The sequence below is a fragment of the Rhizobium sp. BK529 genome (genome assembly GCF_014194105.1).
Taxonomy (GTDB): Bacteria; Pseudomonadota; Alphaproteobacteria; order Rhizobiales; family Rhizobiaceae; genus Rhizobium.
Genome location: NZ_JACIAU010000002.1, coordinates 283,107 through 297,981, shown reverse-complemented (window position 1 = coordinate 297,981; position 14,875 = coordinate 283,107). Strand labels below are relative to the sequence as shown.

The window sequence follows — 14,875 nt, the reverse complement described above, 5'->3', positions numbered from 1 at the left end:
CCACCATGCTGCCCTGGATCCAGCTCGATTCCGCGACCATTCCCGGCGACGGTGGAGAGCTGCGGCTAAAGCAGCGCGGCAACGAGTTTTCGATCATGCTCGGCGCCAACGAGCTGATGAACAGCCGCCTCAGCGGCTCCGAGGAGGCGCTGGCCACGCTATCCTTTGAGCGGATCAAATCGCATCCGAAGCCGGAGATCCTGATTGGCGGGCTCGGCATGGGCTTTACGCTAAGGGCCGCACTCGCGGTCGTACCTGAGAATGCAGGTATCGTCGTCGCCGAGCTTGTGCCTGCGGTCGTCGCCTGGGCGCGCGGCCCGATGGCGGAGGTCTTCAAGGGCTGCCTCGACGATCCGCGTGTCTCGATCCATCAGGGCGATGTCGGTGAAGCTATCCGTGCCGGCAAGGCCGGTTACGATGCCATCCTGCTTGATGTCGATAACGGTCCTGACGGCCTGACCCGCAAATCCAATGACCGGCTCTATAACTATGCCGGGCTGAAATCCGCCCACGAAGCGCTTCGCCCTGGCGGCGTTCTCGCCGTCTGGTCCTCCGGACCGGAGCTATCCTTCACCCGCCGGCTGAAGGATAGCGGCTTTGCCGTCGATGCCGTCAATACGCGCGCCAACGGCAAGCGTGGCGGAGCGCGGCACGTCATCTGGCTTGCAGTCAAAAGCGGTCGCTGACGTATCTCCCGCAATAAAATGCGCCTTTATCCGAGAAGGCGACGGAAGCGCACGCAAGAGAGCTTGAGATTGGTGCAACAATAATCGTATCCCATTCACATGGATCGCGAAGACGAGGAGGTCTCGCGGCCGTTCATCGGCTGAGCCGCACGCGGAGGCGTGACGTGCCGGCCCTCGATTGGATACAGGTATGCGCCTTTCAGATTGCCATAATTTCCACGATTTCCGCCGTCTCGCCAAGCAGCGTCTTCCCGGCCCGATTTTCAACTATATCGATGGCGCAGCCGATGACGAGGTGACCTACCGGCGCAACACCTCCTCCTTCGAAACTTGCGATCTTCTGCCAAGCGTGCTGCGTGGCGTCAGCGAGGTCGACATGTCGGTCACCGTCATGGGCCAGAAGCTCGCTATGCCGATCTATTGCTCGCCGACGGCGCTGCAGCGGCTCTTCCACCACGAAGGCGAACGGGCGGTCGCCCATGCCGCCGGTAAATTCGGCACGATGTTCGGCGTCTCCTCGCTCGGCACGATCAGCCTGGAAGAGGCAAGGCAGATCAGCAACGGGCCGCAGGTCTATCAGTTTTATTTCCATCGGGACCGCGGTCTCAACCGTGAAATGATGACGCGGGCGAAACAGGCGGGCGTGCAGGTGATGATGCTGACTGTCGACAGTATTACCGGTGGCAACCGCGAACGCGACAAGCGCACCGGCTTTGCCATTCCCTTCAAGCTCAACCTTGCCGGCATGGCACAGTTTGCAGTCAAGCCCGGCTGGGCGATCAATTATTTCACCCATGAGAAATTCCGCCTGCCGCAGCTCGACAGCCATGTCGATATGGGCAGCGGCACAATGTCGATCAGCCGCTATTTCACCGAGATGCTCGATCCGGCCATGAATTGGAACGATGTCGCCGACATGGTCAAGACCTGGGGCGGGCATTTCTGCCTGAAGGGCATCATGACGGTCGAGGATGCCAAGCGCGCCATCGATATCGGCTGCACCGGCATTGTGCTTTCCAATCACGGCGGGCGTCAGCTCGATGGTTCCCGCAGCGGCTTCGACCAGCTGGCGGAAATCGTCGATGCCGTCGGCGACCGCATTGACGTGATGGTCGATGGCGGCGTCCAGCGCGGCACGCATGTTCTGAAAGCTCTGTCGCTCGGCGCCAAGGCCGTTGGCGTCGGACGCTATTATCTCTTCCCGCTTGCCGCCGCCGGTCAGGCCGGCGTCGAACGCGCCCTTCTGCAAATGCGAACGGAAATCGAGCGCGGCATGAAGCTGATGGGCTGCGCCTCCGTCAGCGAGCTTTCGCCCGGCAATCTGCGTTTCCGCACCTGCTGAAACAAAGCCTGGCCTCCCTCCTTTGGGGCGAGGCCAGGCTTCGACAGGGAATGATCAGGCGCTCACAATCTTGCGAGGCGCAGATGCGCCGGCATCCTGCTGGCGCTCGCGGATGATGGCCGATGCATCATGCGGATCGGGCGGCAGCACCGCATTCTTCAAGGCGATCGAATACTCGTGCTGAGGATTGTCGAGCACTGTGCGCGCGTCACCGCTTTCGACCACCACGCCTTTGCGCATGATGATGACCCGGTCGGCAATGTAGTAGGCGGTCGCAAGATCATGGGTGATATAGATGATCGACACTTTCAGTGTGTCACGCAGCTCGCGGAACAGATTGACGATCGACATGCGCAGCGATGCGTCCACCATGGAAACGGGTTCGTCGGCGACGATCAGCTTCGGTTCGGGAATAAGCGCGCGGGCGATCGCCACACGCTGTAGCTGGCCACCCGACAATTCGTGCGAATAGCGACCGCGGATTTCCGCAAGAGAAAGGCCGACCCGCTGCAGTGCCACATCGGTAAGTGCTTCACGATCAGCGCGGTTCTTCGCACCCTTGAAGCGGTGGGCGGTGGAAAATAGATACTCGTCTATGCGCGTGAGTGGGTTGAAAGCCTCGAACGGGTTCTGGAATACCGGCTGGACCCGGGTCATGAAGGCTTCTCGGGCTCCACGGCTGCGCATACCGGCAACGTCTGCACCATCAAAGCGGATCGTGCCACGGTCGGCCGTCTCGCTGCCCAGGATCATCTTGGCAAGCGTCGACTTGCCGGAGCCCGATTCGCCGACGATCGTGAATATCTCCGGTCGACCAGTTTCCAAGGCGAAGCTGACCTCATTGACTGCTGTCATCCTGGCGCGCGAAAAAAAGCCGCCGATCGGGAAAAACTTGCTGACATTGTCAAGTTCGAGAAGGTTTTCGCCGCTCATTGGATCTTGTACTCCCCTGCCCTGAAACAGGCCACACGCCCGCCAGTCGCACTCGGCAGCATGGCCGGGACTTCCTTCGAGCATCGGTCGATCGCGATCGGGCACCGCGGATGGAAGCGGCATCCCGATGGCGGATTGGAAAGAGCCGGCGGTTTGCCCTGCAGGCTCTTTCTCGTTCTCGTATCGCCGATCCGCGGTAAGCTGCCGATCAGGTGAACCGTATAGGGATGCTGCGGATTGTCGAAGATCGCCTGGGTTGGCCCCTCTTCGGCAAGCCGCCCAGCATACATGATAGCCAACCGATCAGTGATGGCGGCATGCACTGACATGTCATGGGTCACGAAGATGACAGAGGACTGCATACGCGCCTGCACTTCCTTGATCAGCGCCAGAACATCTTGCTGTACGAGCACGTCAAGCGCCGTCGTCGGCTCATCGGCGATGATGAACTCCGGCTCGCAGACGGTCGCAAGCGCAATGGTCAAACGCTGCCGCATCCCGCCGGAGAGCTGATGTGGGAAAGCCTCAAGCACATGCGGATCGAGATGCAGGCGGGCAAGATGGGCCTCGACACGCTGACGGAAGGCCGCCGGATCGAGGTTCATGTGCCGGGAGGCGAAGTCGTTGAAAGCGTGTTTCACGCGCCGAACCGGGTTCAGCACATTCATCGAACCCTGCATTATATAGGAAAGGTGACGCCAGCGGGCGGCACGCATCTTCTGCGGCTCGCCATAGACGTCGATTGGCTTGCCACCGAAATTGAAATTGACCGTGCCGCCAACCACCCGCATCGGCGGGCGGATGGCGCCGGCAAGCGTCTTGATGAGCGACGTCTTGCCGCTCGAGGATTCGCCCGCGATACCGTAGATCTCGTTCTTGCGGACGGTCAGGCTGATATCGTCGACGGCACGGATCTCACGCCGGACCCCGAAATAATCATTGACGTAATAGCATTTCAGTCCGTCGATCGTCAGCGCGTCTCGGGAATTCTCGGCAAGGGTCAAAGGCGCTTTCCTCAAAAGGTTCTGCATCGTCTCACGCTCCCATTCGGGCGAGCCGCGAGCGCGGATCGATATATTCGTTGACCGACATGGCGAGCATGAAGAGGCCGAGGAAGAGGATCACTACGAAGAGCATCGGGAAGGCGACCCACCACCAGACGCCGGCGACCATGGCGGAATGGGCATTTGCCCAATAGATCATGCCACCCACTGTTGGCCGGTTGATGTCGGAGAAGCCCAGGATGGAGAGAGTCACCTCCAGACCGATCGCCCAGATGAGGTTGTTCATCGTCGTGAAGAAGACGATCGGCATGACATAGGGAAGGTGCTCGCGAATGAGGATCTGCGACGTGCGCATGCCGGAAAAGACCGCATGCCGCGTGAATTCGCGATGGCGGAGAGAAAGCGCCACCGAGCGGATCAGCCGGCTGTCATGCGTCCAGCCAAGCAAGGCTGCGACGATCGCCAGCACCGACCACGTCATCTGGTCGCGCAGCACGAAGACCAGCAGAAGCAGGATCGGAATGTTCGGCAGCGCACCGAGCGTATCGTTGATGCCCATGATGATTTGGTCGGTTCGCCCGCCGACGTAACCCGAGACCAGCCCGACAACGAGCGCAATGAGGCGGCTGACGACGGCGACGATGATGCCGAAGAGCAACGTGTTACGCAGCGACGCGCCGATCTGCCAGAAGACATCCTGACCGCGCGACGTCGTACCGAACCAGAACTCGGCCGATGGCGGCATATCGGGGATCACGACATAGATGGCAGTCTCGTCGTAGGGAGAGAAGAAAGAGGAGACGATCAACCCGACAATGATCAAAATCAGGATCGTCCCGAACAGGAACTCCTTGTTGTAGCGGAGCAGGTCTCTGAGGATCTTGAACATCGCACTTATCCCAGTTTCACGCGCGGATCGATCAGCGGATAGATGATGTCGATCACGAAGACGGCAGAGGCGACGGCAATGATCGCGATCGTGGTGACGCCGAGCACCAGGCTGTAATCGCCGGAATAAATGCCCGAGATCAGGAGCTTGCCGATGCCTGGGTAGTTGAAGACGAATTCGACGATGACGGCGCCGCCGAAGACATTGCCGAGGCTGAGCGCCAGGCCCGTGACCTGCGGCAGCATGGCGTTGCGCGCCACATAATGCGAAAAGATGCGGCTTGAGCGCACGCCGCCGAGCTCGGCATAGACGACATGATCGTCGGTGACGATGTTGGAGACGAGCGAGCGCATAGAGATGAACCAGCCGCCGATACCGACGAGTACAAGCGTCAGCGCCGGCAGGATGCCGTGTTCGATCACCGATCTGATGAAGGTCCAGCTGAAAGCAGGCGCGAGATTGACCTGCGCGCCATCACTGATCGGCAGGATCGGCCAGATGAAGCCGAAAAGAATGACGAGGCTGAGACCGATAATGTAAGTCGGGATCGGCTGCAGCGCCATGATGACGATGCCGGCAAGTTTGAGCAAGCGGCTGTTGCGGAAATAGCCGGCAAGCGCGCCAAGCAGATTACCGCTGATCCACGCGATGATGGTCGCGAGCGTCAAGAGCCCGACTGTCCATGGCAAGGCACGGCCGATGACAGTCATGACCGGTGTCGGGAAGGACGATAGCGACGGACCGAAATCACCAGTCAGCACCCGCCCCCAGAAAGTGAAATATTGTTCGAAGAGAGGGCCGCCGGTCCCATAAAGTTCCCGCAGCGACTGGCGCAGGATCTCGACCGCCTGCGGATCGGTCGAGCCGAAGCTGGTCAATAGCGAGACGGTCTGTTCCACCGGGTCGACCGGAGAGAAATGCGCAATCAGGAATGCAAGCGTGATGCCGGTGACGACGACGAAGAGGAACTGCAAGAAACGCTTGCCCACATAGATCAGAAAACCATTCATGGCATTCACCCTCCAATAGCATGAAGGGGAGCGGTCGGCAGCCCGGCCACTCCCCATGTCGAAGCGATCAGTTTTTGGGAGCGTTCGGATTAGCCTTCAGGCCGGTCACCATGTAGCGGATGTTCGACCAGTTCGGACCCGAGGCCGAATAAGGGTTCTCGGCACTCGGATAATTGGTCCAGTAGGTCGTGTCGAACGGCGCGAACTTGTTGTAGGCCATCAGCGGGATCATCGGCATCTCCTCGACGGCCAGCTTCAGGAAGTCCTGGCCGACCTTCGTCACATCAGAGGAATCGAAGGCAATGGATCGATTTTTTGCGATGATCTGGTCGAGGCGCGGATCCTGCCAGCGTTGCAGGTTACGCGGCGGCTGGATCTGGCCGAGCGGCTTGATGAATTCCGAATGGTAGCTGTCCAGGAAGAAGGACAGGTCCGGATGGCCGCCCCACGTTTCGATGCTCCAGTAGATCGCAGCTTCGAAATCGCCGGTACTGAGGCGCTGGCCGTTGGTAGGGCCAGCAACATCCACTTTCGTGGCAATGCCGTTCTGGCTCCATTGCTGGGCAATGACCGTGCCGGCACGTGCGAGCGTCGGAATGGCGTCGCCTTCGACCTGAAGGCGGATCGTGAACGGCGTACCGTCGGGCTTCAGCCATTGATTGCCGCTCTTCTTGAAACCGGCCTTCTGCAGCAGCTCACTCGCGGCTTGCACGTCTTGTTTCCACCAGCCGAAACCGAAGGTGCGCTGAAGCTGCTTCGGATCGGTGGGAATCTGGTCGCCCCACTGACCGCGAACCATGGTGGCGATCTGCGCGGAAATATTGGGGTCATAGGGCTTGATCTTGCGGCTGCCGGTATCGAGCTCGAAATTGGTGAGCCAGTCCTGCATCGGCGCGTAATAATCGTCCGGTGCGGAACCCGTCGGCGGCGTGGCGAGCGCTGCGAGGTTGGCGGCACCGCGATAGGAGCCAAGTGCGACAGCACGGATATCGATCATCAGTGCCAGCGCCCAGCGGACATCCTTGTTATCGAAGGGCGGCTTCTTGGTGTTGAACAACACGGACGGCAGGGTCGGGTCCGGATGGGCGTAGGGGAAGCCCTTAAGCCAGGAAGCGACGCTCTTGCTGTCGCGCATCATGGCGAACATACCTTCGGGCGCCATGTCATTGATGACGTCGAGATTATGGTTGCGCTGCTCGATGACGCGGGCTTCCGGATTACCGGCAGCACGATAGACGACATATTTGACTTGCGGTGGTTCCTTGGCGGCCATGCCGATGGAGGTGCGCTGCCAATCGTCTCGTAGCTTCCAGATGGTCCAGTTGCCGCCCTTGTCATAGCTCTGCAGCACATAGGCGCTGAGAGACACCGGCGGATTGTTCTTGAATGCCAGAGGATCGCCGACTTTCTCGAAGACATGCTTGGGCATGATCCAGGCGGCGTTCCACCGCACTGTAAATAGCGTGTGGAAGCGTGAATTGGGCTTCTTCAGATGGAAGACCACTGTCAGCGGATCAGGGTTTTCTACGCTGGCAACGTTGACGGAAAACGGCGCGCTCCAGGACATGCCGGGATGGTCGATCTGAGTCTTGACCGTATAGACCACGTCATCGCTGGTGAATTCGACACCGTCGCTCCAATAGATGCCCTTGCGCAGCTTCACGGTCATTTGCGTGAAATCGGCATTGTAGGCCGGCGGCTCGGTGGCGAGCGCATTCTGCCAGGCGTCCGGACCGCCCTCTGGATTGATGAACCAGAATGTATCGGTCGTCAGCTGCTGCAGGCCGTTGACATTGGCAGCCCCGCCACCGCCTGGCGCCCAGACATTAAACCAGTCGGCATTCTGCTGCGGTGTGCCCTGGATGATCAGAGTTTCATTGCGCGGAATACCCGCAATGAAATCCTGCGCATAAGCAGGCAGAGCGGCGAGAGACAATAAGGCAATGACTGCAAATCTTGGGAACTTCATCGGACGCTCCTCCTCCTTGGCCCGCAGAGGCGGGCGCTTCCCGTAATCCGTTATCGATCGCGTTCCGGCGAAAGCGTCTTCATAGGGACCTGACAGTCCATATGACTCCTCCAGACGGCAAGCTTCGCCTCAACATTTATCGACAATTTTTCGCAAAACGGCAACAGGAAATTTTCAGAAAGCCAAAAACTCGCGGAATTTCCAGCATTTTTTAATCGCCGTCTAAGCATGAGTTTTTATATTATTGACAAAATGGCTGTTTCGCTTAGCTTTTGCGGCGAGCGCGGCGCCCTCCCAAGACGGCCGCACTTCATCACAAATTGGTCGGTCGGCCTTCGGGAGGAGGCTGAGGCATGACCGTTCAAGAGGAAAAGACGATGACGAGTTCCTATGACGTGACCATCAACGTTCACGCCGGCAGGCCGACTGGGCCCTACAAGCCACTGTGGAACTGGTTCGGTTATGACGAGCCGAACTATACTTACTCCCCACATGGCAAGAAGCTCCTGAAGGAGTTGACCGAGCTCAGCCCCGTCGCGCCACGCATCCGCGCGCATAATCTATTGACAAGCGGAGACGGCAAGCCTGCCCTGAAATGGGGCTCGACCAATGCCTATACGGAGGATGCCGACGGCAACCCTGTTTACGACTGGACGATCATCGATCAGATCTTCGACGCCTACGTGGAAGCGGGCAGCATCCCGCTGATCCAGATCGGCTTCACGCCGGAAGCGCTTTCCGATTTCGACGGCCCCTACAAGCATCATTGGGAGCCCGCCGACAAATATGCGACGATTACCACCGGCTGGACCGCACCGCCGAAAGACTTGAAGAAATGGGGCGACCTGATCGAGGCCTGGGCACGGCATCTGGCCGATCGCTACGGCGAGGACGTCGTCTCCTCCTGGCCATGGGAAGTCTGGAACGAACCCGACGGCCATTACTGGACCGGTACGATCCCGGAATTCTGCGCCATGTATGATGCAAGCGCACGAGCGGTGAAACGCGCCCTGCCGAAGGCCCGCGTCGGCGGCCCGCACACGTGCGGCGCCTTTGCCAACGAGAAGGCCCAGACCTTCCTGCGCGCCTTCCTGCGCCACGTCGTCGAAAACAAGCCTCCGCTGGATTTCATTGCTTTCCACGCCAAGGGAAATCCGGTCATCTTCGACGGCCATGTGCGCATGGGCCTGCACAAGCAGCTACGCGACATCGAAACCAATCTTGCCATCATCAACGAATTCCCGGAACTTCGGCACCTACCCGTCGTCATTGGCGAGTCCGATCCCGAAGGATGCGCCGCCTGCTCCGCGCGCGTCCATCCGCAGAACGGTTATCGCAACGGTCCACTCTACGGCGTCTATGTCGTCGAAAGCATGATCCGCACCTACGAACTGTCACGCCGCGCCAATATCGAGATCGAAGGCGCGGTGACCTGGGCCTTCCTCTTCGACGACCAGCCTTATTTCGACGGCTTCCGCGACCTGGCGACCAATGGAGTCGACAAGGCGGTGCTGAACGGCTTCCGCATGCTCGGCAAGCTCGGCGGCGAATGGCTGGAATCGGAAAGCGACTATCGCCGCGATATCGAGGACATCATGAGCCACGGCGTTCGCGACAAGCCTGACGTCAATGTCGTGGCGACCCGCGACGACAAAGGCGTCTCGGTTCTCGTCTGGCACTATCATGATGACGACGAGACCGGCCCTGCCGCTGAGGTCGATCTTTCGATCGATGGCTGGGGCAATCGCCCGGCTGCGCTCAAGCACTTCCGTATGGACGAGCAGCATTCCAACTCCTTCCGTATCTGGAAGGAAATGGGCAAGCCGCAGGATATTGCAGACGCCGACTACGCCAAGCTCGAAGCCTCCGGCAAGCTTGCTGAGATCGACAACAAGGCTTCAGTTTCGGTCACGGACGGCAAGATCGATCTCAAGTTCTCCCTGCCGCGTCAGGGCGTGTCTCTCCTGCGCCTGGACTGGTGAGACGGCAGGCCACAGGGAGCGCAACTCTCCAAGTTGCGCTCCCTGCCCCCCTGGAGATTCGGTGTGCGATCCTTCCTTTCTCGATCGGGCCATTCACTACGCCCGTCTGCCGGCGAGATATCGGACTGCGCCGAGAGCGGGACGCGTCTTACATACAATGATGCGCACCTCCTGGAACAACCTCCGGCATCGCTGACCGGGTCGCCGCGCCCTGTGCCCTTGCGCCACCTTTAATCCACAGCTTCTCCGCATCACCTGTGACCATTCATCAGAAACAGGTTTACAGCCAACAACTGACATGTTAGCCATTCGACACTGACATGAGGGAGACATATTGGTGACGGGGTTTGGTTTATCGGTCGCGTTGGCGACGCCTTTCAAGAGCAGCGGTGAAATTGCCACTGAGGTCATGCTCGCCCAGGCAAAACGCAGCCTCGAATCGGGTTGCGCCAGCGTCACGCTATTCGGAACGACCGGCGAAGGCGCTTCCATCGGCAGCCGGGAGCGGGAGCGGATCCTTGACACTTTCATTGCCTCCGGCATCCAGCCCCGACAGATCGTCGTCGGCGTGCTTGTCGATGCTGCCGAAGATGCCGCTCACCAGATCTCACAAGCGCTGTCAAAGGGAGCGCGCAATATCCTGCTCGCCCCGCCTTCCTATTTCAAAAATGTGAGCGACGACGGCATCTTCGCCTGGTTTGCCGACGTATTTGCACGTGTGGGCGACGCCGCACGTGACGTCCTGGTCTACAACATTCCCTCGGTAACGATGGTCGCGTTGAGCATCGACCTGATCAGCCGCCTGCGAAAGACCTTCCCCTCCATCGTCACCGGCGTCAAGGACTCCTCCGGCGACTGGCCCTATACGGAAGCCTTGCTGCGCCAGCACAGCGATCTGATCATCCTGATCGGTGATGAACGGCACCTTGCAAAGGGTGTACGTATGGGCGGCCAGGGCGCAATTTCCGGCATGGCCAATTTTGCACCGCACGAAGTTCGCGCCATGGCCGTCGACGGCAAAGACGATCCGCGAGTGGAAGACTTCGTCGCCGAGCTTCTCAAGCATCCCGTCACGCCGGCCGTGAAAGTCATGGTGTCAAAGATGACGGGCGATGATACATGGCTTGCGGTTCGCCCGCCTCTGACGACAATCCCCGCAGATGGCCAGCGCGAGCTTGTTCTTGCCTTTGACGCACTTTTTCGCACAAAGGCAGCTTAGCGCTTATGTACGAGGAGAACCCGATGGATGGAGCCGACGAGCAGCCGACGCTGAGAGAGAAAGCCTATGAGAGCTTTACCCGGCATCTGCTTGCGCGTGACGTCCGTCCCGGGCAATTCGTCTCCCAGCGCAGGCTTGTCGAATTGACCGGCCTGACGCTCGGCGCCATCCGTGAGCTTATTCCGCGGCTTGAAGCCGAGGGCCTCATCAAGACCGTGCCGCAACGCGGCCTGCAAATTGCCCATATCGATCTCAATCTCATCCGCGAAGCTTTCCAACTTCGGCTTTTTCTCGAAAAAGAAGCCGTCGGGATCTTCACGGAGACGGCCAGCGACGAGACGATCGGGGCACTCCTGAGACAGCATCGCGAGATCGTGGCGGCAATCGAGGGCGGCAACCATTCGCATGAACTGGAAGTCCACGCCCAGGCCGTCGACTGGGGCATGCATGACGCCTTTATCGACGCGCTGGGCAATACCATCATTTCCAACGCCTATCGCGTCAACTCGATCAAGATGCGGCTAATCAGCCAGGAACGTTTCCGCATCGACGGACGCGTCGGTCCCGTCATGGGCGAGCATCTTCGCGTGCTGGAAGCGATCGAGCAGAGAAATACACAAGATGCCGTCGATGCCCTTGCCGCACACATCAACCACGCGCGCAGTCGCGCGCTGAGAATTTAAACTGATGCCTGCGGTGAGGAGATCGCAGGCTACATACCAGGAGGAGAACAGCATGACATCATCATTCATTCGCCCCACGCGCCGAAACTTTCTGGCGGGTTCAGCCGCGATCGGCGCTGCCGGGCTACTCGGCATCAAGCCTGCTTCGGCGGCAGTCGATTGGAAGCGTTTTGCCGGAACGACGCTCGAGGTAAACCTCGTCAAGAGCCCGCGCAGCGAAACGATCCTCAAATATCTGAGCGAATTCGAAGCGCTCACCGGCATCAAGGTCAACGCAGAAGCGACACCCGAGCAGCAGCAGCGCCAGAAGACGACGATCGAGCTTAGCTCCGGCAAGCCGAGCTTCGACGTCGTCCACCTCAGCTACCACGTCCAGAAGCGCCAGTTCGAGAAGGGCGGCTGGCTTGCCGATATCAGCGGTTTCGTCAAGGATCCGTCGCTGACCGACCCGTCGTTGGTCGAGAGCGACTTTGCGGAAGCCGGCTTGCAGTTCGCCAAGGATTCGCAAGGGGTACTGCGCTCGCTTCCCTTCTCGGTGGACTACTGGATTGTCTACTGGAACAAGGAACTGTTCGAGAAGAAGGGTCTCTCCTACCCCTCAACCTTCGACGAGATGGCCAGTGCAGCTGAAGCACTGACTGATAAGTCCTCCAATACCTACGGCTTCGTCGCTCGTGGCCTGAAGAATGCAAACGTGCCCGTCTGGACGACCTTGCTGCTCGGTTATGGCTCGACGCCGCTTGGCCCTGACGGAAAGCTGCGCACGACATCGGACGAAGCCATCCAGGCCGCCACAATGTATCAGCGCCTGATGACGAAGGCCGCCCCCGTCGGCGTTTCCGGCTTCAACTGGGCGGAAGCACAGTCGGCCTTCCTGCAGGGCAAGGTCGGCATGTGGCTCGACGGCGTCGGCTTTGCTCCGCCGATCGAAAATCCCGAAAAGTCCCGTGTCGTTGGCAAGGTCGGCTACGGCATCATGCCGAAGGGACCGAAGGCGCAGGCTGCCGCGACGACCGGCGACGGCATTGGCGTGACCGCTGCCAGCAAGAACAAGGAAGCAGCCTATCTCTTCTGCCAGTGGGTCATTTCTCACGACATGGGTGCGCGCCTCCTGCAGGCCGGCGCCGGCGTTCCCTTCCGCAATTCGGTCCTCGAAGATGCAAAGGTTCGCGAAGGCGTCACCATGCCGAGCACCTGGGTCGATGCCGTTGCCGGCTCGGCCAAGGTTTCGCAGCTCGCCCTGCCGGTCATCATTCCGGTCACCGAGTTCCGCGACATCTATGGTGTCGGCCTGACCAACATGATCGGCGGCGCCGATCCGGCAGCGGAACTGAAGAACGCCACGGCGCAGTTCGAACCGGTCCTGGCCCGAAGCGAGGGATAATGGCATCCGTGAGCATGGACACCCCGCGATCGAAAAGCATCGCAAATGGGAGGGGCAAGCCTGGCAGGCTTGCTCCGAACTACTGGCCCTTCGTTGTCCCGGCGCTGGTCGTCATCGCCGCGGTCATCGTTTTTCCCTGGGTGTTTACGCTCTGGATGAGCGTCAACAGCTGGACGCTGGGCCAGCCGGTGGTTTTTGCCGGACTGGACAATTACGCCCGGCTGCTGGTGGACATGCGCTTCTGGGAGTCACTGTGGCACACGGCGCTCTACACGTTTCTTGCCGTCGTCGCTCCGCTGTTTCTGGGCACCCTCGCCGCCTTGATCTTCGACGCGCAGTTTCCCTTTCGTGGGCTGCTGCGCGGCATTTTTGTCATGCCGATGATGGCGACACCCGTCGCCATCGCGCTCGTCTGGACCATGATGTTCCACCCGCAGCTCGGCGTGCTCAACTACCTGCTCTCTTTGATCGGCATCGGGCCGCAGGAATGGATCTACAACCAGAACAGCGTCATTCCCTCGCTGGTGCTGGTCGAGACCTGGCAGTGGACGCCGCTGATCATGCTGATCGTTCTGGGCGGCTTGGCGGCCGTTCCGCGCGAACCCTATGAAAGTGCGGAGATCGACGGCGCAAATGCCTGGCAGAAGTTCCGCTACCTGACCCTGCCGATGATCGCGCCCTTCCTGATGATCGGCGTCATCATCAGAAGCATCGATGCGGTCAAAAGCTTCGACATCATCTATGCGATGACACAGGGTGGCCCGGGAACGGCCTCCGAAACGATCAACATCTACCTCTATAACACAGCCTTTTCCTACTATGACATCGGCTATGGATCGGCGATGGCGGTCGTCTTCTTCGTCATCATCGTCGCGCTTTCCTTCGTGCTGATGATGGTACGCCAACGCGCCAACTGGTCGGACACGGAGACACGCTGATGAAACGCAAGACAATCGACCGTATCGGCCTGCTGTTTGTCGCCCTCGTCATGGTCTCCCCGGTCATCCTGTTTTTCCTCTGGATGATCTCGCTCTCGCTGAAATACGAAATCGATAACGGTGCCTACCCGCCGATCTTCATTCCCGAGCGTTTCGCTTGGTCGAACTACATGAAGGTCTTCGAGGAAAACAATTTTTTCCTCTATTTCTGGAATTCGATCCTCGTGACCGGCGGCGCTACCCTGCTCGCGCTGCTGATCGGCGTGCCTGCCGGTTACGGCATTGCGCGGTTGAAGGCTGAGCGTTCCGCCATGGTCATCATGATCGCCCGCATGACACCCGGCCTATCGTTCCTCATTCCGCTTTTCCTGCTGTTCCAATGGCTCGATCTTCTCGGCACGCTCTGGCCGCAGATCATCATCCACCTGGTGGTGACCGTACCGATCGTCGTCTGGATCATGATCGGCTATTTCGAAACGACGCCAATGGAGCTTGAGGAAGCAGCCAGTATCGATGGGGCGACGTCCTGGCAGGTGTTTCGCCTGGTGGCGCTGCCGATCGCAAAACCGGGCATCGTGGTTGCCTTCATCCTGTCGGTCATCTTCTCCTGGAATAATTTCGTATTCGGCATCGTGCTGGCGAGCCGTGAAACCAGAACCCTGCCGGTCGCCGTCTACAACATGCTTTCGTTTGAACAGGTCAGCTGGGGGCCGCTTGCTGCGGCTGCACTTATCGTCACGCTACCCGTACTCGTGCTGACGATATTTGCGCAAAAGCAGATCGTCGCTGGCTTGACCGCTGGCGCCGTCAAGGGCGGCTAAGCCGAGCACTGAAAG

Annotated in this window: 13 protein-coding genes; 8 read left to right on the top strand and 5 right to left on the bottom strand. The window is 59.6% G+C overall.

What is annotated here, in order from left to right; genetic code table 11:
• Positions 1-5: 5 nt before the first annotated feature.
• Both FHX08_RS18485 and FHX08_RS18480 read left to right on the top strand, forming a co-directional pair.
• Positions 6-686, top strand: coding sequence for a spermidine synthase (locus tag FHX08_RS18485; RefSeq protein ID WP_132654854.1), 681 nt, complete (start codon positions 6-8; stop codon positions 684-686).
• A gap of 190 nt (positions 687-876) precedes the next feature.
• Positions 877-2,028 (top strand): alpha-hydroxy acid oxidase, encoded by a 1,152-nt coding sequence (locus FHX08_RS18480; RefSeq protein WP_132654852.1) that lies wholly within the window; start codon positions 877-879, stop codon positions 2,026-2,028.
• 54 nt (positions 2,029-2,082) lie between these two features.
• Here FHX08_RS18480 and FHX08_RS18475 read toward each other — a convergent pair whose 3' ends face one another.
• The 5 genes from FHX08_RS18475 to FHX08_RS18455 form a co-directional block, all read right to left on the bottom strand.
• Entirely contained in the window at positions 2,083-2,961 is an 879-nt protein-coding gene (locus FHX08_RS18475) for an ABC transporter ATP-binding protein (RefSeq protein ID WP_132654850.1), read from the bottom strand.
• Positions 2,958-3,992 (bottom strand): ABC transporter ATP-binding protein, encoded by a 1,035-nt coding sequence (locus FHX08_RS18470; protein WP_184327524.1) that lies wholly within the window; start codon positions 3,990-3,992, stop codon positions 2,958-2,960. The genes FHX08_RS18475 and FHX08_RS18470 overlap by 4 nt, the downstream gene beginning before the upstream one ends.
• A gap of 4 nt (positions 3,993-3,996) precedes the next feature.
• Positions 3,997-4,854 (bottom strand): ABC transporter permease, encoded by an 858-nt coding sequence (locus FHX08_RS18465; RefSeq protein ID WP_132654846.1) that lies wholly within the window; start codon positions 4,852-4,854, stop codon positions 3,997-3,999.
• Between the two features lie 5 nt (positions 4,855-4,859).
• Positions 4,860-5,864, bottom strand: a complete 1,005-nt coding sequence (locus tag FHX08_RS18460) for an ABC transporter permease (protein ID WP_184327522.1) — start codon at positions 5,862-5,864, stop codon at positions 4,860-4,862.
• A gap of 67 nt (positions 5,865-5,931) precedes the next feature.
• Positions 5,932-7,833: an ABC transporter substrate-binding protein gene (locus FHX08_RS18455; RefSeq protein WP_184327520.1), complete on the bottom strand. Its 1,902-nt coding sequence runs from the start codon at positions 7,831-7,833 to the stop codon at positions 5,932-5,934.
• A gap of 353 nt (positions 7,834-8,186) precedes the next feature.
• Between FHX08_RS18455 and FHX08_RS18450 the strand changes: the two genes are divergently transcribed.
• From FHX08_RS18450 to FHX08_RS18425, 6 genes are all read left to right on the top strand, one after another.
• Positions 8,187-9,815 (top strand): GH39 family glycosyl hydrolase, encoded by a 1,629-nt coding sequence (locus FHX08_RS18450; protein ID WP_184327518.1) that lies wholly within the window; start codon positions 8,187-8,189, stop codon positions 9,813-9,815.
• A gap of 334 nt (positions 9,816-10,149) precedes the next feature.
• Positions 10,150-11,034, top strand: coding sequence for a dihydrodipicolinate synthase family protein (locus FHX08_RS18445; RefSeq protein WP_184327516.1), 885 nt, complete (start codon positions 10,150-10,152; stop codon positions 11,032-11,034).
• 23 nt (positions 11,035-11,057) lie between these two features.
• Positions 11,058-11,717: a GntR family transcriptional regulator gene (locus tag FHX08_RS18440; protein WP_184327514.1), complete on the top strand. Its 660-nt coding sequence runs from the start codon at positions 11,058-11,060 to the stop codon at positions 11,715-11,717.
• Positions 11,718-11,769: 52 nt separating this feature from the next.
• Positions 11,770-13,101: an ABC transporter substrate-binding protein gene (locus FHX08_RS18435; protein ID WP_132654834.1), complete on the top strand. Its 1,332-nt coding sequence runs from the start codon at positions 11,770-11,772 to the stop codon at positions 13,099-13,101.
• Complete coding sequence (locus tag FHX08_RS18430) at positions 13,101-14,039, top strand: carbohydrate ABC transporter permease (RefSeq protein WP_132654832.1); 939 nt, start codon at positions 13,101-13,103, stop codon at positions 14,037-14,039. The genes FHX08_RS18435 and FHX08_RS18430 overlap by 1 nt, the downstream gene beginning before the upstream one ends.
• Positions 14,039-14,860 (top strand): carbohydrate ABC transporter permease, encoded by an 822-nt coding sequence (locus FHX08_RS18425; RefSeq protein ID WP_132654830.1) that lies wholly within the window; start codon positions 14,039-14,041, stop codon positions 14,858-14,860. Before FHX08_RS18430 ends, FHX08_RS18425 begins: the two co-directional genes overlap by 1 nt.
• The last annotated feature ends 15 nt before the right edge of the window (positions 14,861-14,875 follow it).